This is a genomic window from Aureimonas sp. N4, assembly GCF_001463925.1.
Classification (GTDB): domain Bacteria; phylum Pseudomonadota; class Alphaproteobacteria; order Rhizobiales; family Rhizobiaceae; genus Aureimonas; species Aureimonas ureilytica_A.
Genome location: NZ_BBWS01000019.1, coordinates 1 through 20033, shown reverse-complemented (window position 1 = coordinate 20033; position 20033 = coordinate 1). Strand labels below are relative to the sequence as shown.

Annotated in this window: 18 protein-coding genes; 5 read left to right on the top strand and 13 right to left on the bottom strand. The window is 68.1% G+C overall.

The features are described from left to right. Positions 1-39: 39 nt before the first annotated feature. The 8 genes from AUL28_RS22550 to AUL28_RS06210 form a co-directional block, all read right to left on the bottom strand. Positions 40-198 (bottom strand): hypothetical protein, encoded by a 159-nt coding sequence (locus AUL28_RS22550; protein WP_156419904.1) that lies wholly within the window; start codon positions 196-198, stop codon positions 40-42. 176 nt (positions 199-374) lie between these two features. After that, positions 375-1343: an ROK family protein gene (locus AUL28_RS06240; RefSeq protein ID WP_062231042.1), complete on the bottom strand. Its 969-nt coding sequence runs from the start codon at positions 1341-1343 to the stop codon at positions 375-377. A gap of 153 nt (positions 1344-1496) precedes the next feature. After that, positions 1497-1823, bottom strand: coding sequence for a BLUF domain-containing protein (locus AUL28_RS06235; protein WP_062231040.1), 327 nt, complete (start codon positions 1821-1823; stop codon positions 1497-1499). A gap of 196 nt (positions 1824-2019) precedes the next feature. Continuing rightward, positions 2020-3492, bottom strand: coding sequence for a mannitol dehydrogenase family protein (locus AUL28_RS06230; RefSeq protein WP_062231038.1), 1473 nt, complete (start codon positions 3490-3492; stop codon positions 2020-2022). A 111-nt stretch (positions 3493-3603) separates the two neighbouring features. Next, positions 3604-4050, bottom strand: coding sequence for a MarR family winged helix-turn-helix transcriptional regulator (locus tag AUL28_RS06225; protein ID WP_058600009.1), 447 nt, complete (start codon positions 4048-4050; stop codon positions 3604-3606). A gap of 170 nt (positions 4051-4220) precedes the next feature. Beyond that, positions 4221-5285 carry a response regulator gene (locus tag AUL28_RS06220; RefSeq protein ID WP_062231037.1) on the bottom strand — a complete coding sequence of 355 codons (1065 nt, stop codon included), beginning with the start codon at positions 5283-5285 and terminating at the stop codon, positions 4221-4223. Positions 5286-5290: 5 nt separating this feature from the next. Beyond that, positions 5291-5716, bottom strand: a complete 426-nt coding sequence (locus AUL28_RS06215) for a response regulator (RefSeq protein ID WP_058600011.1) — start codon at positions 5714-5716, stop codon at positions 5291-5293. Positions 5717-5742: 26 nt separating this feature from the next. Next, entirely contained in the window at positions 5743-7212 is a 1470-nt protein-coding gene (locus AUL28_RS06210; RefSeq protein ID WP_062231036.1) for a sensor histidine kinase, read from the bottom strand. Between the two features lie 167 nt (positions 7213-7379). Here AUL28_RS06210 and AUL28_RS06205 point away from each other — a divergent pair, with 167 nt between their 5' ends. Beyond that, positions 7380-8963 carry an aldehyde dehydrogenase (NADP(+)) gene (locus AUL28_RS06205; protein ID WP_062231035.1) on the top strand — a complete coding sequence of 528 codons (1584 nt, stop codon included), beginning with the start codon at positions 7380-7382 and terminating at the stop codon, positions 8961-8963. Between the two features lie 5 nt (positions 8964-8968). Next, a complete protein-coding gene (locus AUL28_RS06200; RefSeq protein ID WP_062231034.1) occupies positions 8969-10135 on the top strand; it encodes a glycosyltransferase in 1167 nt (388 codons plus the stop codon). Here the strand turns inward: AUL28_RS06200 and AUL28_RS06195 are convergent. Together AUL28_RS06195 and AUL28_RS06190 are read right to left on the bottom strand one after the other, a co-directional pair. Then, entirely contained in the window at positions 10074-11399 is a 1326-nt protein-coding gene (locus AUL28_RS06195) for a bifunctional PIG-L family deacetylase/class I SAM-dependent methyltransferase (protein ID WP_062231033.1), read from the bottom strand. The genes AUL28_RS06200 and AUL28_RS06195 overlap by 62 nt on opposite strands. Next, complete coding sequence (locus AUL28_RS06190) at positions 11396-12640, bottom strand: acyl-CoA dehydrogenase family protein (RefSeq protein WP_156419903.1); 1245 nt, start codon at positions 12638-12640, stop codon at positions 11396-11398. Before AUL28_RS06190 ends, AUL28_RS06195 begins: the two co-directional genes overlap by 4 nt. Positions 12641-12740: 100 nt before the next feature. Here AUL28_RS06190 and AUL28_RS06185 point away from each other — a divergent pair, with 100 nt between their 5' ends. After that, positions 12741-13724 carry a hypothetical protein gene (locus AUL28_RS06185; RefSeq protein WP_062231031.1) on the top strand — a complete coding sequence of 328 codons (984 nt, stop codon included), beginning with the start codon at positions 12741-12743 and terminating at the stop codon, positions 13722-13724. On the opposite strand, the gene AUL28_RS06180 is transcribed toward AUL28_RS06185, so the two are convergent. Together AUL28_RS06180 and AUL28_RS06175 are read right to left on the bottom strand one after the other, a co-directional pair. Next, the gene (locus AUL28_RS06180; RefSeq protein WP_062231060.1) at positions 13712-14893 is read right to left on the bottom strand and encodes a glycosyltransferase family 4 protein; all 1182 of its coding nucleotides are present in this window, start codon (positions 14891-14893) and stop codon (positions 13712-13714) included. The genes AUL28_RS06185 and AUL28_RS06180 overlap by 13 nt on opposite strands. Then, a complete protein-coding gene (locus tag AUL28_RS06175) occupies positions 14893-15933 on the bottom strand; it encodes a glycosyltransferase family 4 protein (protein ID WP_062231030.1) in 1041 nt (346 codons plus the stop codon). The genes AUL28_RS06180 and AUL28_RS06175 overlap by 1 nt, the downstream gene beginning before the upstream one ends. Before the next feature lie 69 nt (positions 15934-16002). Between AUL28_RS06175 and AUL28_RS06170 the strand changes: the two genes are divergently transcribed. Then, complete coding sequence (locus tag AUL28_RS06170; protein WP_062231029.1) at positions 16003-18081, top strand: HAD-IIB family hydrolase; 2079 nt, start codon at positions 16003-16005, stop codon at positions 18079-18081. Continuing rightward, positions 18060-18926, top strand: a complete 867-nt coding sequence (locus AUL28_RS06165) for a glycosyltransferase family 2 protein (protein WP_062231027.1) — start codon at positions 18060-18062, stop codon at positions 18924-18926. Before AUL28_RS06170 ends, AUL28_RS06165 begins: the two co-directional genes overlap by 22 nt. A gap of 100 nt (positions 18927-19026) precedes the next feature. Here the strand turns inward: AUL28_RS06165 and AUL28_RS06160 are convergent. Beyond that, on the bottom strand, positions 19027-20033 hold a 1007-nt coding region (locus tag AUL28_RS06160), incomplete at its 5' end, for a glycosyltransferase (RefSeq protein ID WP_062231026.1).

The window sequence follows — 20033 nt, the reverse complement described above, 5'->3', positions numbered from 1 at the left end:
GGAAGAGGGCGGCGCATCCGCGCCGCCGGGGCAGGGTGGTCAGCGCGGCTCGGGCGCTTCGTCCTGTGGAGGAATCTTGGCGAGCGCCTCGTTCAACTCGTCCTGCTGCGACTGCTGGGCGGCCTGATCGGCGTCCCGGTCCTGAACGTCCGGCTGGTCCTGCTGGTTGTCGAAACGGTCCTTGGGAATATGGCTCATGGCGCTGTCCTTTCTGTTAAAAGGGCAACGCGGCAAGGCTCCATCGGTTCGATCGGTGCGCCTGTGTCGGGACGGCGCAGGCGCGCACCAGAGCCACGCGCGGCGTATAACGGGCGCTCAGGTACGTCTCCCCGCGGACGCGTTCGCCAACAACAAAGGCATTGGGAGGATCGGCGTCAGTTCGCGCCCGCGCCGAGCCCGAGGAGAGCCGCGCCGACGAGCCCGGCCTCCGGGCCGAGTTCGGCGGGCTTCACGATCGGCGCGTCGCTGCGGCGCAGAATGCTCGCGCGAAGGCGTGCGTCGAGCGCGGCGAGGAGATCGACAGCGTTGGACAGGCCGCCGCCGACCGGCACGACGCCGGCCCCCGTCGTGTTCAGAACGAGCGCCAGCGGCCCGGCCAGCGTGTCGAGCCAGGTGTCGACGGTGAGGCTCGCCTCCGCCTCGCCCGCGCGCCAGGCGTCCACGATGGCGCGGCTGTCGCGCGCGGCGCGTTCGGGGTGAAGAGCGAGATCGATGCGCTCCAGCCCGCGCGCGCTGCCGCTGGCATCGACGCAGCCGGTCTGGCCGCAGCCGCAGGCAAAAGCAGGCACGATGCGCCCCGCGACCATCCGGTCCTTCAGGACAGGCCCGTGGCCCCATTCGCCCGAAACGCCGCCCGCGCCCTCCAGAATATGGCCGTTCCAGATGAGCCCGCCGCCGACGCCGGTGCCGAGGATCACGCCAAACACGGTGCGCTGGCCGCGCCCGGCCCCGCGCAGCGCCTCGGCCAGCGCGAAACAGTCGGCATCATTGGCCGCTTCCACGGGGCGGCCGAGCGCCTGCGTCAGTTCGCGCTTCAGCGAGCGGCCCGTGATGCAGGAAATATTGGCCGCGAGCGATGCGCCCGTGTCCGGGTCGATCGTGCCGGCCACCGACAGGGCCAGGGTCAGCGCGCGGTCGGGGTCGGCGGCGTCGGCGAGGCTGCGCAGGGTTTCCACGAAATCGGGCCAGGAACCCGAGGGATTGGGCAGGGACGCGCGCGCCAATGGTAGCCCGCTCGCATCCGCGCCGGCGAGCTTGATGAAACTGCCGCCGATATCGGCGGCCAGAACATGGGCGCCCCCGGTCCGGGCAAGGTCGCGAAGCGGCAGAAGCGGGTCGGTCATCTCGGCTCAGGTCCAGAGGGGCGGGCGATCCATCGAGACGGCCGAACGAAGGGAAAGGCGAGGTTCGCCCATCTTCGATTCACCCTCGGCCGCGCGCGAACAGGTCGAAGCGCTCTTACGGCCTGTGGTGCGGCTTGGCCAGCATGGGGCGCGTCAGGTGAGCTGACTTAAAAAGATCACGTCCGCGATCGGCCGGCGCACCATGCCCCAATGGCCGAAGCTGACCCGCTCGATCGGCTTGCGCTCGATCTGGATGACATCGTAATGGCGCGGGTCCCGGGCGATGATCTCGAACAGACGCTCGACGTTCTCGACCGGCCCTTCCAACACCTGCATAATGCGACGGTTCTCGAAGGCGATGCAGCCGGTGATCCCGAGCGACAGATTGCGCTCCCGGAACCTTCCGAGGTCATGCACGAGATCGGCCAGCGACTGACCTTCGGCAAGAGTGCTGACATAGCTGAGATGCAGAAGGGCCATCGTGGACTGTAGCTGTTCCGGCCTGAGCCTCGAATGCCGGGGCAACAGTGTGTCTCTGGGCTGAGATCGATCCGCCTCTTCGTTGAGGCGAACCGATCCTTCGTTGCACTATTATGGAGAGCGCTCGCTTCTCGACCAGTCCATAACATGGCGGTCGATTAGCTGGCTACGGATGGCGCTACGCGAGCGTCCGATATCAGCGCCGAGCGCCGGACAGATAGTCCTCCATCGCCTGCCGCGTGCCCTTTTCCCAGATCGCACGCAAGTGCCGCGAGAAAATCTCGGCATAGGCTTCGCTATCGGCCACATCGCCGAAGATGCCGCGCTGTTGGAGGAACCGGCGCGGCTCGTCCTTGGCGGCGCGGGCAGCCTCGCGCAGTGCGTCCCAGTTCGGGTCGTTGGGCTCGATCTGCGTTCCGTCCTCCATTTCGCCATAGCAATAGCGGCACCAGAGCGCCTGAAGCATGGCGAGGCCCGATACGTCGCGCCCCTCGGCCAGGAACTCGCGCAGGGCGGGGATGACGAATTTCGGCTGGCGGTTCGAGCCGTCGAGGCAGAGACGCCGGATCGTGTCGGCGATGGCGGGATTGGCGAAGCGCTCGGTGACCTTGGCGAGATAGCTTTCACGGCTGACGCCCTCGATTTCCGGCGAGGCGGGCAGGAGGTAGTTGCGCTCGACATCGTCGAAGAAGCGCAGGACGAGATCGTCGCGCATGGCCTCGTGCGCATAGGTGAGGCCGAGCAGCGCCGACGGGTAGGCGATCGTCGCGTGGCCGGCATTCAGGATGCGCAGCTTCATCAGCTCATAGGGCGTGACGTCCTCCACGAAGGTGACGCCGACATGCTCCAGAGCCGGGCGACCGGCCGAGAAACGATCCTCGATCACCCATTGAATGAAGGGTTCGCAGAACACGGGGCGCTTGTCCTCGACGCCTTTTTCGCGGGCGAGCGTGTCGATCTGCGTCTGGTTGGTGGCCGGCGTGATGCGGTCCACCATCGAGTTCGGGAAGGCGATCTCGCGGCGCACGAAATCGGCAAGGTCGGCATCGACCCGCTCGGCGAGACCCGTCACGATGCCGCGCGTCAGATCGCCATTGTGGGGGAGATTGTCGCAGGAGAGGACCGTGAAAGGCGGCGCGCCGGCTTCGCGCCGGATGCGGATGGCCGACAGGATCAAACCGAACACGGTGCGCGCGGCGGAGAGATCACCCGTATCGGCCACGAGATCGGGGTGCTGGAGGTCGGGCTTGTCGCCCGCGATGAAATAGCCGCCTTCCGTCACGGTGAGCGTGACGATGCGGATTTCGGGCGCGGTCAGCGTGGCGAGGATCGCCTCGCGGTCGCCCGGCTCCACCAGTTGGACGATCGAGCCGACCGCACGCGGGCGGAACAACCCATCATCGACCTCGGTAACGGTGAAAAGCCCGTCCTGTGCGCGCATATCGGCAAAGGCCGGCTTGTCTTCCGTGCGGACGCTGAGGCCGACCACGGCAAAGTCCTGGTCCCGCCCCGTCGCGAAGAGATCGTCGAGATAGACGCATTGATGGGCGCGGTGGAAATTTCCGACGCCGAAATGGGCGATGCCGGGCGAGAGTTTCGCGCGGTCATAGCCGGGCACGGCGATACGCTGGCCGATCTCCGGCAGGTTCTGGTTGGTCAGGCTGGTCATGTGGCTGGGCCTCCTCCCCAGGGGCGAAGCACCGCGAAAGGCGCTCTCACCCTTGTCGGAGGCGGGGTCTAGCGCATCTGCGGCGCGTACGCACGGGTTTTGATCGTGGGATCAGGGCAGGTTCGACGCCTGAAGCGCGTCGCGCACGCGCAGGATCGAGCGACGCAGACGCTCCAGCTCGGCATCCGTCTCGCCGGTGGCGGCGCGAATTTCCGGGGGAACGCTGCGCGCTTCCTCCGCCAGGGCGCGGCCCCTCGGGGTGAGGGCGATGTCCACCACGCGTTCGTCGCGCGTCGAGCGGGTGCGCGTCACGAAGCCGCTCGCCTCCAGACGCTTGAGAAGCGGCGTCAGGGTGGAGGAATCGAGAAGCAACCGCTCCCCCAGGCTACCCACCGTCTGCGGCTCGTCTTGCCAGAGCACCATCATGACGAGATATTGCGGATACGTGATGCCGAGCGCGTCCAGCCGTGGCTTATAAAGCCGGTTGAAGGCATGGGCGGTGGAGTAGACGGCGAAGCAAAGCTGTTCGTCGAGCTGAAGATAGGTGTCCACGGTCATGAGGCCGCTCCCGTCGCAATCGGTCGGCCGCCTTGACGCGGGCCAGCTGCAGGCATCGCATTCGTCATCCTTGGGATGTTTCGCACGATTCCTGGATTCATGTCTAACATATGTCGCTGCGGTGAAAAAAAGCTGAGTTTGGGGGACATGTTTTGGCGCGGATCGCGCGCTTATGGCGAGGCGCAGGCCGGAAGGCTGGCCCCGCGCCCGCACCCTTCGGCCGCCCGAATGCGCACGCGATAGCCCGAAGCGTCGTTCTCGTGCTGGATGTCGGCGCCCAGGCTGCTGGCCATGGCGCGCACGAGCTTGGTGCCCGTGCCCGTACCCTTGGGCGGCGCGCCGGGGGTGAAGCCCTGTCCCTCGTCCTCGACGCGCAGGACGAAGCCAGGCCCGTCCGCGCGCAGATCGACCCGGATTTCACCCGCAACGCCCGGCGGATAAGCATATTTGAAACTGTTGCTCACCAGCTCCGCCACGAGCACGCCCATGGACACAGCCTTGTCGGTAGCGAGGCGGATCGGCTCGGCCGACAAGCGCAGGCGATGCGGCGCGAGCGGCGTGGACCATGTGGCCTCTACCTCGGCGAGAAGCGTTGCCAGATAGTCGGACATTTCCACGAGGTCGAGATCGTCGGAATTGTAGAGACGGCGATGAACCTGCGCGATGGCCGTGATGCGCTGCTGCGTATCGCGCAGGGCCGAGCGTGCTTCCTCGCTGGTCACGGCCGAGGCCTGAAGCCGCACGAAAGCCGAGACGATCTGGAGCGAATTGGCAACGCGGTGGTTCGCTTCCTTCAGAAGCGCCTCGACCCGCTCGTAGGAGGCGCGCAGCTTGGCCTCGGCTTCGGCCTTTTCCGCTTCGAGTCGGCGACGGTCGAGAACCTGCGTGAAGGTGGATTGGAGAAGGTCGAAGAAGTCGTCGCCGATCGTCTTGACGATGTAGTCGGCCGCCCCCGCTTTGAGGGCGGCGACCGCCACGCGCCCTTCTTCGGAGCCGGTAACATAGACGACGGGAGGCGGATGGGGCAGTCGGGCCATGGCGGCCAGCGTTTCCAGCCCGTCCATGCCCGGCATGTAATGATCCACGGCGACGAGATCGAAACGACCCTCGCGGAGCCGTTCTAGGCCTTCCGTCCCGCCCGAGGCCGTTTCGATCGTATGGCCACGCCGTTCCATGGCGCGCCGGACCAGACGGCACAGGCCCTCGTCGTCGTCGATATAAAGAACCCGTGCCATGCTGGTCAGATGCTTTCGCTGGTCGCTTCCGGGATCTGGATCACGGACAGGAAAAGGCCGAGCTGCCGGATGGCCTGGGCGAAGCTCTCGTAGTTCACGGGCTTGGTGATGTAGACATTGGCGCCCAGATCGTAGCAGCGCTGAATCTCGACCTTGTCGTCCGTCGTGGTCAGCACCACCACCGGCGTGCGGCGCAGCGGGCCGGCGGCGTTCTCCTTCATGCGCACCAGAATGTCGGTGCCGCTCATGTCGGGCAGGTTGAGGTCCAGAAGCACGAGCGCGGGATGGCCTCCCGAAGGCCCGTCGGCATCTCCCAGCAGGAAGTTCAGGGCGCTGGTTCCATCGGTGAAATGTCGAATCGGATTGTGGACGCCCGCCCGGCGGATGTTCTTTTCGATGAGGCGCGCATGGCCTTCATCGTCCTCGACCATGACGATCGTAACGCTACGCGGCGAGTTCAAGACGCTCTAGCTCCTTCGTCCGAAAGGTCGGCCCGCATGGAAAGGCAAAATGTCGCACCGGCGTCAAGAGTTGATTCGCAAGATATTATGCCTCCCAAACGATAAACCATCGCGCGCACATGAGCCAGCCCAATGCCTTCACCCGGCTGATCCTGCGCCCCGGAGCGGCGAAACAGGTCGAACACCCGGTCATGGTCCTTCGGGTCGATCCCGCGCCCATTGTCGGCCACCTCGAACAGGGCGCGCTCGCCTTCGCGCCGGCCGCGAATCTCGATCACCGGCGGGCGCCCGGGCTTGCGATATTTGATGGAGTTCTCGATGAGATTGGAGAAAATCTGCTCCAGTCCCACCCGGTCGCTGACGAGGCTGGGGAGCGGCGAAACGCGCACTTCGCCGCCCACATCCTGCAACTTGTGCTGGGAACTGCCCACGATTCCGGCGACCAGGGCGTTCATGTCGATCGGCTCGGGCGCGAGGTTGCGCCGCCCTTCGCGCGACAGGCGCAGGATGGCGTTGATAAGGCGGTCCATCTTCTCGGTGGAGGCGCGGATGAAGCGGATCGACTCCGGCAGATCCTCGCGCACGGCGAGCTTGGCGTCCTCCGATAAGGGGAAGCCTTCGGCCTCCGCCCGCTCCACAAGCTCGCTCAGAGGTCGGATCGTGGCCTCCATCTCGCTCGTGAAGCCCATCACGTTTACGAGAGGTGAGCGCAGATCGTGGCTGACGATATAGGCGAAGCGCTGGATTTCGTCGTTGGCACGCTGAAGATCGACCGTGCGCGCCTGCACGGCTCCTTCCAGATCGTCGTTCAGCCGGGCCAACTCGCCGCTGGTGCGATGGAGCGCGCGAAGGGTGCTGCGCGTCACCCAGATCGTGCCCGCTGCCACCAGCATGAGAAGAACGGCCGCGAGAGCGATGACGCCATAGGCGATGCGCTGGCTGGCCTGCTGACGCTCGATGCGCTCGTCCAGGAGCTGACGTTCCTCCTCGGTCAGGGTGCCGGCGAGTTCGCGAACCTGCTGGATCAACTGGGTCGAGCGGTCCCAGGAGAAGTCGAGACCGCTGGGCGAGGTTTCCGTGCGGCGCTGCGCCATGGATCTGCGGATCAGAATGAGATGCTCGCGACTCGCGGCCGCGAGGCGATCCAACAGATGGCTTTGGTCGGCATTGTCCCGCACCATGGCGCGCAGATCTTCCAGCGCGGGGCCCATGTTGCCTGCGATGCCCTCGACCGCGCGTGCGAAGCGGGCGTCAGGATCGAGCAGGAAGCCGCGCCGCGCCGTTTCGGCCTGTTCCGACAGGGTGCGAAACTGCGACAGCCCCAGCTCGACCCGCAGCGAATGCGAGACGAGCGCCGTGTTGTCGGCCACGCGCGCAATCAGCCATGTCGTCGCGCCGCCTGCGATCACGAGAAGGGCGAAACCTGTCGCCACGGCGCCAACGGTGACGCGCGACAGGCGCCTCACAAGCTTTCTCCCGGACGAGCGGAAGGGCGAGTTCGAGAGACGCGGAACGAATTCTCAGACATTTAGACCCTGTAAACGAAAACAGCGGTTCCAACCGAGATGGAAGGTCTATAGGAAAGCGCCAGTCTTTCGGAAGCGCCTGCTTCCAGCCATGGCGGAGAAATACCATGACCATCCAGGGCGAACTCATCATCGGCCACACGCTGGCCAAGGGAACGGCCGGCGAGATCTTCGGCGTCGAGGCGGCCAGCGGCCAGCGCATCGAGCCGGGTTTCGGCGGCGCCACCAAGGACGATCTGGAAAAGGCCTGCCGCCTCGCCGACGAGGCCTTCGACACCTATCGCGAAACCAGCCTCGAGGATCGCGCCCGCTTCCTTGAAGCCATCGCGGACGAGATCCTGGCGCTGGGCGACGAACTGGTCGAGCGCTGCTGCCAGGAAAGCGGCCTGCCGCGCCCCCGCGTCGAAGGCGAGCGCGGCCGTACGATGGGCCAGCTTCGCATGTTCGCGGGTGTGTTGCGCGATGGCGGCTTCCTCGACGCGCGCGTTGATCCGGCCATGCCCGAGCGCCAGCCCCTGCCGCGCCCGGACCTGCGCCTGCGCAACGTGCCGCTTGGGCCCGTCGCCGTGTTCGGCGCGTCCAACTTCCCGCTCGCCTTCTCGGTCGCCGGCGGTGACACGGCCTCGGCGCTCGCGGCCGGCTGCCCCGTCGTGGTGAAGGCGCATTCGGCCCATCCCGGCACGTCGGAACTCGTCGGCCGCGCCGTTCTGGCTGCGGCCCAGCGCTGCAACATGCCCGAGGGCGTGTTCTCGCTTCTGTTCGACGCCAGCCGTCAGATCGGCCAGGGCCTCGTCGCCGACCACCGCATCAAGGCCGTCGGCTTCACCGGCTCGCGCGGCGGCGGCACGGCGCTGATGCAGATCGCGGCCGCCCGCCCCGAGCCGATCCCGGTCTATGCCGAGATGAGCTCGATCAACCCGGTGATCCTCTTCCCCGGCGCGCTGGCCGCGCGGGCCGAGGCGATCGCCAAGGGCTTCGTCGCGTCGCTGACGCTGGGCGCCGGCCAGTTCTGCACCAATCCGGGCCTCATCCTCGCCGTGGAAGGCGAGGGGCTGAAGACCTTCGAAGCCGCTGCCGCCAAGGCGCTGGCCGAGACCTCGGCCGCCGTCATGCTGACGCCCGGCATCTGCAAGTCCTACGCGGGCGGCGTCGCCAAGCTCGCAGGCCATGCCAAGGTCGAGACGCTCGGCCGGGGCCAGGAAGGCGGCGAGTTGCGCGGCCAGTCGGCGCTCTTCGCGGTCTCGGCGGAAGATTTCCTCTCCGACGCGCACCTGCAGGAAGAGGTGTTCGGCTCCTCCTCGCTCGTCGTGCGCTGCCGCGACGAGGCGGAACTCGCCAAGGTGATCCAGGGTCTGGAAGGCCAGCTCACCGCCGCGATCCACATCGCCGACTCCGACCACGAGGCGGCGCGCAAGCTCCTGCCGCTTCTGGAAAAGCGCGCGGGCCGCATCCTCGTCAACGGCTTCGGCACGGGTGTCGAGGTTTCTCACGCCATGGTTCATGGCGGTCCTTATCCGTCCACGGCCGATGGCCGCTCGACCTCGGTCGGCTCCAAGGCGATCGAGCGCTTCCTGCGCCCCGTCTCCTATCAGGACCTGCCGGACGCGCTCCTGCCCGACGCGCTCAAGGACGCGAATCCGCTGAAGCTCTGGCGTCGCCAGGACGGCAAGCTCGTCGCGCCGAACAGCTGATACGGATGACCGATCTCCAGCCGGTGCAGCCGTTCCGGCTGGAAACGCTTGGGAGCTATGAGGCTCTCGCTCGCGTCGCCCTCCATCAGGGCGGCACGTTCGATGGGGCGGGGGCCGTCGCCATTCTTCCCGCGCGGGACGAGGCGGAGCGGATCGACGCCACCTTGCGCGCGCTGATGGCCGAGCTTGCGCCCGGCGAAGGCGTCGTCCTCGTGGTCAACGGCTCGACGGACGACACGCTGGCGCGCGCGCTGGCCCTGTTCGAAGCCGGCGACGCACCGTTTCTCCTTCTCGACGTGAATTGGCAGCCCGGCCGAGGCTCGGCCCCGCTCGCCCGGCGTCTGGCGCTGGACCTCGCCTTCGAACTCTCGCCACACGCCCATCTCTTCTCGATCGACGCCGATACCGTGGTTCAGCCCGGCTGGCGCGCGGCCTACGACGTCGAGTTCGCGAGCGGCGCGGCGCTGGTTTGCGGGGCCATCGGCTTCGACCCGGCGGAAGCCGCGCTCCTGCCGCCGACCGACGAGGCGGCGGAAACGGTGCTGCGCGAATACCGCGCCGCTTCGCGCGAGATCGACGCCCGGCTCGACCCCGATCCGCTCAACCCTTGGCCGCATCACGGCAATATCGGCGGCGCGAATTTCGGCCTGCGCGCGGGGGTCTATGGCGCGGTCGGCGGCTTGCCCGTCACCAGCTTCGGCGAGGACCGCGCGCTGCTCCGCCGCGTGCGCGCGCTCGGGCTGCCCGTGCGGTTCAGCGAGGGACCGCTGGTCTGGACCTCCTGCCGGCTCGACGGCCGGGCGCGGGGCGGCCTGTCGGACGAGTTGAAGCGCTCGCGCGACGAGGCCGACCCATTGGTGGACGAAGCGCTGGAGCCGGCGGAGGCGCTGGAGCGCCGCATCCGCGCGCGGCTGGCTTTTGCGCGAGCCGGCTCGGCGCAAGCGCGCGGAGATGTTCTGTCGGCGCTCGGCCTGACCGAGGCCGAGATCGAGGCTGTCGAAGCAGAGGCCACGCCCGGCGAAGCCTGGACTCTCGTGGAAGAACTCAGCCCCCTGCTGAAACGCGAGCGCCTGCGCCGCTCGCAGCTGGCCACCGAGCTGCCCGCTCTTCTCAAGCTTCTCCAGGCGGTGCGCGAAAGCGCAAGAGATCCAGCCGGTAGCGATCCCGTCTGATCGAGCGCTCCAGCGTCAGCTTTTCGGCCGCGACCATGCGCAGGAAGTCCGCCGCGTCGTCGCCCGAAAGCGGCGTGTCGGTGCGGCCGAGATAGTTGACGAGAAGCAGGCCCGCGCCGGGCTGCGACTTGCGGCATGCGCGCGACAGAAGCGTCTCGATCTCCGGCTCGGTCAGGAAATAGAGCATTTCCGAGAGGACGAGCAGATCGAAGGGCCGATCGGGGAAGTCGTCCGGCATTCGCCCGACATGGAACTCCACGCGCCCCGGCGCGCCATGGCGCGCGTTCGCGCGCGCGACGATATTGGGGTCGAGGTCGAAGCCGGTGACCTCCGAGAAGCGGGTGGCGAGCGCGGCCGAGAGATGACCCTCGCCGCAGCCGATCTCGATGGCGCTGCCCTGCCAGTCGTCGCCGAGGAATTGGATCACATCCTCGCGCTTCTCGATCTCGTAGGCGCTGTCGCGCGCGCCCCAGGGATCGTTGTCGCCGCGATAGAGTGTCTCGAAATGCTCCGCGCCCGGCGGCGTACCCGGCCTCATGTGCCAGAACACGCATTCGAACGGGCCTTGATGATGGCGCAGGAACCAGTCCGGCAGGGCGAAGCCTTCCGGGTCGTCCGTCACGATGCCGCCCATCTGGGTTTCGTGGCGGGCGATGGCGCGCGCCTTTTCCACGATCGGCGTCTCCACGCGGAACGGATGCAACCCCTCGACATCCACCTCCTTATCCTCGGGGTGGCGCAGCGACCAGACGGGATAGGACAGAAGCCGGATATGGGGGCGCAGCCGATGCACGGCCTCCGCCAGAAGGGCGGCGGCTTCATGGTCCGGGTGCGGGTCGAAGAGCACGGTGGAGGCGAGCGCCGTCGCACCTGTTCGGTCGCAGAGCGCCGCGACCTTTTCGGCCGCGCCCGCGAAATCGTCGTGCCAGCGCGACGCGCCGTCGGGGAGGGCGAGGCGCAGCATCTCAGCGGTTTCGCAGCCCAATTCCGCCATGGCGAGCGCCTGTTCCTCGCGCCTACGCGCGGCCAGGCGTTCGGGCGGCCATTCGGTGGAGCCGCGATGCGAGCCCTCGCCGTCGGTCAGCGCGACGAGGCCGACCGCGCGCCCGGCTTGCGCGGCGGCCAGAAGCAGGCCGGATGCGCCGAGTGCCTCGTCGTCCGGGTGCGGCGCGATGACCACCAGCCCGCCCGCGCCGATCAGGAGCAGCGGGTCCACGACGGGGGCCACATCGTGGCGGGCGCACCAGTCGCCGTAGCGGCTCATCTGAAAATCTCCGGCAGGCGCGCCGCCAGCCGGCGCGCATGGTCCAACAGCGCGGCGTCCGGGTTGGCCTGCCGCAGATAGGTTGATAGGTCGCGGATCGGGCGCGCCAAGGGATGGTCTTCCGCAAAGGCCGAAAGTCCGAGGCCGCGTTCGGCCAGCGCGATCACAGCCAGCCCCGCCGATTCCACCCGCAGCCGCGCGAAAACCGCGAGCGAGGCGGCAAGCTCGGCCTCCTCTCCGCCCTCCACCGCGCGCGCCGCCGCCTCGACCTGAAGCCGCGCGTCCCGCGCCGCCAGAATGGCTTCGCCGACCCGTGCGCTCTGGAGCGGGTGATCGAGCCGGCCCGTCTCGCGCAGACCATCCGCCAGCCCGCGCACGATCCGCTCGATCGCGCCGAGCTGCACGGCCGCGCAGCGCCAGATGCCGCCCATGAAGAAGGGCTCGCGGCGATAGTCGTCCGGCCCGCCGAGACGCGCCGAGGCGGGAATGTCTAGGCCGTCGAACCGGAACGTGCCCGAGCGCGAGGCGCGCATTCCGCGCATGTGCCAGCTGGAGAAGTCCAGGCGGGAGGGCTCGTCCACATCGATCAGAAGAAGCTGAAGCCGCCCGTCCGCCTCCGTCACCGGAACCAGCGCCAGCGAAACCCAGCCGAGGCCGGAGGCGTAGCGCTTCGCCCCGGTCAGCCGCAGGCGGTCGCCCTCGATAGGCTCGATCGCAAAGGGCGGACTGCCATCCGCGCCCCAGACGCCGAGCAGCGCGCCATGCTCGACCCGCGCGCGCACCATCGCCTTCTGATCCGTCCGGCCGAAGAGTGAGACGAGTTGCAGCGCGTTGGCATGGCCTTCGAACAGGCGGCCGAGGCTGAGATCGGCCCCGCCGAGCGCCGCGAAGAAGGGCAGCGAGCGCGCGGCCGGGTAGGCATAGGCAAAGCCTGACCCTTCGGGACGCATGGGCGCGGCGAGGCAGCCGTGCCGGCGCAGAGCGTTCAGTTCGGCCGTGAGATCGGCCTCGTGCCCGTCCGCCCGCGCGGCGGCGAGAAGCGCGATCTCCGCGAGCGCGCGGAAGGATCCGTCGATGATCTCGCTCGAAAGCTCTTCCATGGCCGTGAACTCATCTGGTTGGCGCTGACGTCGGATGTCGCGCGTCTCGTGATGGACGGGCGAGGTGCCGTCACTGTCTCCGTTTCCCGGAGCCGTGTGCCGGCGCTCGGCGCCCGCGCGGTTGGAGGCGCTGGTCGACACGGAGTTTGGATCGCTCAAGAAACCTTCGGACAGCCACCGCGATGGACAGCGCCTCACCATGAGCTAGATGCCGCACGGCAATCGCATAGGACTCATTTGGATGGCCGGGAAACGACATTCGGAGCATCGGGCGGGCGTTTCGCGCTGTTTCCTGTGCGGCGCACGGCTTTGGGACGCGGCCGGGCGCGATCTGTCCTGGGGCGAGCGGGTGCGTCCTTTCGCCTTCGCCTGCGGCTCCTGTGGGCTCTTGGTGGATGATCCGAGGGCCGGCGCACCAAGCCGTGAGCAACTCGGCCGGGCGCTGAAGCCGGGGCCGGTCGTGTGCGAGCCCGACACGCCTTACGGGTTCGACGCCTATACGCTGCGCTCTGCCGCGACGCTGTACGGGCTCTGGGCCGAGCCGATAGGCGAAGCCCAGGCCGAGGCGCTGCGCCAACCCCATTCGCCGCTCCCCGGCGCGGCGCATTTGCGCGCGCTCACGGACGGGCCGTCCGCGCCGATCAGCCTCGCCATCCTCTGCCGTGCGGCCGAGCGCGAGGCCGCGCTGGGCTTGGCCCAAGACGCGCGCGTCTGGTGCGACGATATCCTGATCCTGCTCGATGGCGAAGGGGCGGAGGAGGACGGCCCCGGCTTACGCCTGCGCCATCGTCCGCTCGCCGGCCATTTCGCTGCCCAGCGCAACGCCGCGCAGGACATGGCGCGGCATGAGTGGGTGCTGCAACTCGACGCCGACGAGACGCTGGAGGAGGGCGTCGCCGAGGCGCTGCCCTATCTCGTGGGCGCGGTCGGGCCGGATGTCGTCTCGATCGGCTTGCGGCGCGCCAATCGCGTGGACGGGGTCCTGGCCGACCTCTTTCCCGACACGCAATATCGGCTGAACCGGCGCTCCGTGCGCTATGAGAATCCCGTGCACGAGCGCCCGGCGCGAGCTTGGCAGCGGAGCCTCCTGTTTCTGGGCGGCGGCATCGGGCATCATCTCGGGCGCGCCCATGTGGAAGCGCGCTCCCGCCGCTACGAGGCGATGAACCCCGGCGGCGGGCGCTTGTTCGAGGAAGCCGAGCTGCTGCGCCCCTATGAGCCCTGACGGGCCTTGCCGTAGAGCGTCAGCGTTTCCCGGCCCAGCGTCTCTCGGTTGAAGCGGCCGGCGGCTTTCAGCGCCGCCGCGCGCAGCGACTGGCGGGTCTCGTCGCTGGTCAGGATCGGGCGGATGGCGTCGGCCATGGCCGCCCCGGTGTCACTCGCCGCCATCAGGCCCGCGCCCGTATCGCCCACGAACTCGCGCCCACTCGCGTCCAGCGCGTTGGCGACCATCGGCCGGCCATAGGCGATGCCCTCCTGATAGACGAGGCCGAAGCTCTCGTAGCGCGAGGGCGCGAGAACCGCGTGCGCCCCGGCATATTCCACCGCCAGCGCCTCTTCCTGCATCCGCCCCAGCGCCTTGACGCGCCGGCGCGCCGGCTCGGGCAGATCGGCCGGGACATCGCTTGCCGGCACGCCGACGAGGCGCACTTCGAAGTCCGGGATTGCGCCGCGATCGACCTCCGCGCCGAGGATCGCGGCCGCTTCCATGATCATGTCGAAGCCCTTGCGATGCTCCGCCCGGCCGACGAAAAGAAGCCGCAGCGGCTCGCCCGGCCTGGCCTCGGGATAGGCGGCGGCCTTCGCCCGCGCCAGCGTGCCGGGCGGCAGGCTGAGGCCGACCACGGCATGGGGCTGATGGCCTGACAGGCCGTATTCCGCCGTGATACGGCGCGCATGTTCGCCCGTGTTGGAGATGAGCCCGGCGCTGCCCTTGGCCTGCCGGATTTCCAGCCGGTCGGCCGCCCAGCCGTCGATCCGGTCCCGCGCGCTTTGGGCTGGGTCGCGCGAGAAGGCGGCGGGCGTCGAGTTGCGCGTGACCAGCGCGAAGCCGTGCCGCCCGGTCAGGAGCGCCGCCGGGGCGTACCAGTTGGTCGCCTCCACCACGTCGAAGGGGCGGCGGGCATGTTCGGCGAGAACCGCGCGGCGAAAGGCGAGCGGGGCGGCGAGATGCCCCGCGCCGCCATAGAGCCGCAGACGGCCGAGGCCGCCTGTCTTGTCGATGGCGCAGCCGACGATGGACACGCCGCCCGCCGTCTCGCGGCCTGTGCGGTCGAGCGTGAAGAGCGTGACGTCGCAGCCGGCCTGAACGAGGCTCTCGGCGATCTCGCGGGCCGCCGTGGACAGGCCGCTCGGCGACGGCGGATAGTCCCAGGCGATCAGGGCGGTTCGCATCATTGGGCGAGAAGCCTTTCATAGAGTTCGACATAGCGCTGGGCCATGTGGCGGCTGGTGAACCGCTCCTCGAAGCGGCGGCGCACGCCCGCCCTGTCGATTGTGCCGATCCGCTTGAGCGCGTCCACCGCTTCCGCCTCGCTCTCCACCACGAATCCGGTGACGCCGTCTTCCACGATCTCGGCCACGCTGCCGCGCTTCCAGGCGATGACGGGCGTGCCGCAGGCCATGGCCTCGATCATCACCAGGCCAAAGGGCTCCGGCCAGTCGATCGGAAACAAAAGCGCCTCCGCCCCGCCGAGAAGCGTGTTCTTGGCCGCGTCATCCACCGGGCCGACATATTCGGCGCTCTGCGACAGGAGCGGGCGTACCTCGCGCTCGAAGTAAAGCGGGTTGCCAACATCCACCGTGCCCGCCAGCCGGATGGATCGCCCAGCGGCCTTCGCGACGCGAATGGCCGTGTCGGGGCGTTTCTGGTCCGTCATGCGGCCGATAAAGGCGAGATAGCGCCCCGGCGCGGTCTGGGGCGTGTAGCGCGATCCGTCGATCCCGTGATGCACGACGCCGGCGCGGTTCGCCTCCGGTATGCCGCTTTCCTGCGCGGCCGATATGGCGGCCACCGGCAGATCGGGAAAGGCGGCGAAGAAGAGTTGCCGATCCAGCTCGTCCACCCGCCAGTGAATGGTGGTCAGGCTGTGCTTGCGCCGCTCGCCCAGAAGCGCGGCGTGGAAGAATTCACCGTGACAATGGACGATGTCGAAGGACCCGAGATGCCGGCGCAGATGCTCCATCTGCACCGCCTCCAGAACCGCCGGAATAGAGGGCGGAACTTGGCCATATTGAGTCTCCAGCGCCTGAAGACTCGGTAGGGAACCGATGATCGGGCCATTCGTCGCACTGTCGGTCGGCGCGAACAGCGTTACCTCGTGACCAAGACTTCGCAACGCGGCGCTTAATTCTTGGACAATTCTTTCGGTGCCGCCGTGATTGATCGGCGGAACCGGGAAAATGTTAGGCGCGACTTGAGCGATGCGGAGCATTTGGGGACCTGAACAAAACTCTTCCTCGGTCATTATGGGCGAGATGAGGGGTTGGAAAGGGAGACGGTCATGTTCTTGCTTCATGTCGCCCTGCAGGGCTGCCTGCGCGCCGAGAATGTCGCTTATGGTCTGACGGCCGATACGGGGGGCCATATCCGCTATCTGCTCGATCTGGTTCGTGCGTCCTCCACGGCAGGTCCCGTGCGCCGCACGGTGATCGCGACGCGGGGGTTCGTGAGCGAACTGGGGGACGAGTACGCGCCAGCGCCTGTGCGCGAGGAATCCGGCATCGAAATTCTGCGCTTGGCGAGCGCGCGGCCCGATTATCTGCCCAAGGAGGATTTGTGGGCCGAGACGGAGAGCTTCGCTGAAGGTTTGATCGCCTGGATCGAGGCGCAGGACGAGCGCCCTGACTTGATCCATGCCCATTATGCCGATGCCGCCAGCGTCGCCGCCATCGTGGAAGATCGGCTCGGCATTCCCTTCGTCTTTACCGCCCATTCGCTCGGCCGGGTGAAGGCCGAGGTGATGGGCGCGCGCGCCGCCGACGTGCCACATCTGGACAAGCGCATCGAGATCGAGGAAGCGGCCATCGCGCGCGCCTCGTTGGTCATCGCCTCCTCGCGCGACGAGGCGGAGGTGCAATATGCCGGCTACCGCGAATACGACCCCGGCCGCATCCGCATCCTGCCACCCGGCAGCGATCTCGAGCGCTTCGGCGCGGCGACCGCCTGCCCCGAGGTCGAAGCCTCGATCAACCGCTTCCTGAGCGAGCCGGACAAGCCGGTGCTGCTGGCGCTGGCACGGCCCGTCGCCAAGAAGAACCTCTGCGCCCTGGTGCGCGCCTATGGCGAAAATGCCGAACTGCGCCAGCGCGCCAATCTCGTGATCATGGCCGGCAACCGGCAGGACCTCTCGGCGCTCGACGGCGAAATGTCCGGCGAAATCCGCGAGATCCTGTGTCTCATTGATCGCTACGATCTCTACGGCCATGTTGCCTACCCCAAGACACACCGGCCCGACGATGTGGCCGCGATCTACGCCTATGCGCGGGATCGGCGCGGCCTCTTCGTCAATCCCGCCCTCAATGAGCCCTTCGGCCTGACGCTGCTGGAAGCCTCGGCGGTCGGCCTGCCGCTGGTGGCGACCGACAGCGGCGGCCCGAACGACATCATCGAGATGTGCGGCAATGGCGAGCTGGTGGACCCGCAGTCCACGCAGGCCATCGCCGAAGGGGCGCTGCGCATTCTGCGCGACTCCGCCTTGTGGGATCGCTATGCGGCGGCTGGCGCCAAGGCTGTCGCGGCCTATGACTGGAGCCGGCACGCTGCGCGCTATCATGAGCTGGTGCAGTCTTTGTTGGCCCGCCGGCAGGCGACAGGCGCCAAGGTCGAGCAGCTTCTGATCTGCGATATCGACAACACGCTGGTCGGCTGCGACATCGGCGTTCAGCGCTTCACGCAATGGCGCAGCGAGCAGGACGGCCTGGTTTTCGGCGTCGCCACCGGCCGCTCGTTCCACAGCGCCATGTCGATCCTGGAGCAGCGCAACACGCCGCGCCCGCAGGTGATGATCACCTCGGTCGGTTCGGAAATCTATCATCTCGACAGCAACGGAACGACCTATACCGCCGATCCGGACTGGCGTGACACCGTGCGCCGGGGCTGGAACCGCGAGGCGGTCCACCGGGCCCTGCGCGGACTGCCGGGCCTCGTGCCGCAGGCCGCGCTGGAACAGCGCGCCTTCAAGCTCTCCTATTTCAGCGATGGCGACCGCGAGATCACGTCTCGCGTGCGCGAGCGACTGGAACTGGCGGGCCTGCGATGCTCGGTGATCCACAGCCACGGGCGCTATCTCGATATCCTGCCCGTGCGCGCTTCCAAGGGCACGGCGGTGGATTTCGTGCGCCGGCGCTATGGCCTGCCCGAAAACGCGGTCTTCGTCGCCGGGGATTCCGGCAACGACATCGAGATGCTGCGCACGATCCCGCAGGCCATCATCGTCGCCAATTTCTCCGACGATCTGGCGAGTCTGCCTTCGCTTAAACACTCCTATGTCGCCCGCGCCACCCATGCGCGCGGTGTCATCGAGGGCGTTCTCCACTTCCGCAACAAGGCGCGCGCGGCATGGCCATCATCAGTGCTCTGACGCTGGTTCGCGGCCGCGAGCGCCATCTCGCCAACCTCATGAAGAGCCTCGCGCTTCAAACGCAAAGGCCCGACGAACTCGTCATCGCCTGGATGCAGGAGGAGCCGCACGGCAACCTGCCCGAGATCGGGCTGCCCGTGCGCCATGTCTTCGTGCCGGGCGACCCGATGCCGCTCGCGGCCGCGCGCAATCGCGCGGCCGAGGCGGCGCGGGGCGAGGTGCTGGTGTTTCTCGACGTGGACTGTATTGCAGGCCCGGACCTCGTGGCCGCCTATGGCGCGGCGGCCGGGGAGCGAGACGGATTGTTTCTCGGCGAAGTCCTATACCTGCCGGACGGAGCCGTGGGCGAGGCGATCGACTATCCCGCGCTCGACCGGATCGGACAGGCGCACCCGTCCAAGCCCGCCATGCCCGACACAGGCGTGCGCGAGGAGCCCGATTCCGGCGAACTCTGGGGCCTGTCCTTCGCGCTGCGCCGCGAACGCTATCTAGCGCTCGGCGGCATGGACGAGAGCTTCCATGGCTATGGCGGCGAAGAGACCGATTTCGCCGCGCGCGCGGGCGCATCCGGCCTTCGGTTCTATTGGACGGCGGGCGCGCGGGCCTATCACCAGCACCATCCCGTCCATGTGCCGCCGCTCCACCAGTTCGACCATATCCTGCGCAACGCCGCGCGCTTTCGCGACAAGCACGGGCGCTGGTGCATGGATTACTGGCTCGGCCAGTTTCGGGATCAGGGCCTGATCGGCTGGAGCGAGAGCGCCGACCGGATCGAACTGCACCGCCGCCCCGAGCCGCAGGAAATTGCCGCGGCGCTTCAGCCGGGCGAGCGTTTGTTCAGCTGAGAAGGCTCTCAACTCGCAGCATCCTGCCCTTTGCTGGCGTCTCGCGGCGGGCCTTCTATCGTTCCGCCGCGAGAATTCGAGTATCTGACAATGCGCGGGATCAGCTGGCGACGACGCTCAGCGCCGGTGCGGCGCTTGTCTTGGCATCTGCCTGCGTAGCCCCGGCCCAAAGCTCGTCGCAGAGCCCTTCCAGCCAGCCGGCGGCCTTGCGGGCGGCCTCCGCGTCGTAGAGCGAGGCGATAGCTTGCGTCTCCAACCCGCGCGCACGTTCCAGCAGCGCCTGCCAGCCGGCGAGGTCGCCCGGCCAGGCCGGCGCGCTGACCGCCGCGCCGAGCCGCACCAAGGCTTCGGCCTTGCGGGTCTGCTCGCCGAAATAGCGCCATTCCGGCATCACCACCAAGGGGCGGCCGACCCGCGCGATCTCATGCACCGTGTTGTCGCCCGCCGAGGCGATCACGATATCGGCGGCGGCGAGATAGTCGGTGACGCCGCGCACCCAGCCGAGCTCCTGGCAATTGCTGAAATCCGTCTCATGCCCTTCGCGGTGCGTCGGGCCGAGCACCAGCCAGAGCGCGTCGGGCGCGGCGCGGGCGGCGACCGTGAGCGGGGCATAGGGCGTGCCGCTGCCGCCGCCCCCGGTCAACACCACGACGATCTCGCGGGTCGGATCGAGACCGAGCTTGGCGCGCGCCTCGGCCTTGCCCGGCACGGCATCCAGCGTCGTGCACAGGCCGCCGGAATAGAAGGTCTTGGCGCGCAGGCGAGCGGGATAGTCGTCCTGCTCCATGCGCTCGTCGAAGGGCGCGAGCATGCCCACGGCCGCCTCGTAGGCGCCGACATGGCCGATATCGCCCCGGTCGCCATGCATCCTGATCTGGATCGAGGGCACGCTCGCCGCGCGCGCCAGGAGGCCGATCTCGCAGGAGACGTCCACCACGAAGAGTCCGGTGTCGCGGTCGTCCAGATGGTCGAGGATGGTGCGCATGGTCCGGCGCATTTCCGACACGCCGAGCGGCACGCAATGCATCACGCTCGGCGTCGGCTCGGCATAGAGGCGGGGCGTCGGCACGCCTGCGCCGATCATGTTGGGCAGGGGCACGATCTCGA

Bases quoted from the DNA above. Each gene is read 5' to 3' on its own strand.
- AUL28_RS22550 (WP_156419904.1), bottom strand. From the start codon at position 198: ATGAGCCATATTCCCAAGGACCGTTTCGACAACCAGCAGGACCAGCCG.
- AUL28_RS06240 (WP_062231042.1), bottom strand. From the start codon at position 1,343: ATGACCGACCCGCTTCTGCCGCTTCGCGACCTTGCCCGGACCGGGGGC.
- AUL28_RS06235 (WP_062231040.1), bottom strand. From the start codon at position 1,823: ATGGCCCTTCTGCATCTCAGCTATGTCAGCACTCTTGCCGAAGGTCAG.
- AUL28_RS06230 (WP_062231038.1), bottom strand. From the start codon at position 3,492: ATGACCAGCCTGACCAACCAGAACCTGCCGGAGATCGGCCAGCGTATC.
- AUL28_RS06225 (WP_058600009.1), bottom strand. From the start codon at position 4,050: ATGACCGTGGACACCTATCTTCAGCTCGACGAACAGCTTTGCTTCGCC.
- AUL28_RS06220 (WP_062231037.1), bottom strand. From the start codon at position 5,285: ATGGCACGGGTTCTTTATATCGACGACGACGAGGGCCTGTGCCGTCTG.
- AUL28_RS06215 (WP_058600011.1), bottom strand. From the start codon at position 5,716: ATGGTCGAGGACGATGAAGGCCATGCGCGCCTCATCGAAAAGAACATC.
- AUL28_RS06205 (WP_062231035.1), top strand. From the start codon at position 7,380: ATGACCATCCAGGGCGAACTCATCATCGGCCACACGCTGGCCAAGGGA.
- AUL28_RS06200 (WP_062231034.1), top strand. From the start codon at position 8,969: ATGACCGATCTCCAGCCGGTGCAGCCGTTCCGGCTGGAAACGCTTGGG.
- AUL28_RS06195 (WP_062231033.1), bottom strand. From the start codon at position 11,399: ATGAGCCGCTACGGCGACTGGTGCGCCCGCCACGATGTGGCCCCCGTC.
- AUL28_RS06185 (WP_062231031.1), top strand. From the start codon at position 12,741: ATGGCCGGGAAACGACATTCGGAGCATCGGGCGGGCGTTTCGCGCTGT.
- AUL28_RS06180 (WP_062231060.1), bottom strand. From the start codon at position 14,893: ATGCGAACCGCCCTGATCGCCTGGGACTATCCGCCGTCGCCGAGCGGC.
- AUL28_RS06175 (WP_062231030.1), bottom strand. From the start codon at position 15,933: ATGCTCCGCATCGCTCAAGTCGCGCCTAACATTTTCCCGGTTCCGCCG.
- AUL28_RS06170 (WP_062231029.1), top strand. From the start codon at position 16,003: ATGTTCTTGCTTCATGTCGCCCTGCAGGGCTGCCTGCGCGCCGAGAAT.
- AUL28_RS06165 (WP_062231027.1), top strand. From the start codon at position 18,060: ATGGCCATCATCAGTGCTCTGACGCTGGTTCGCGGCCGCGAGCGCCAT.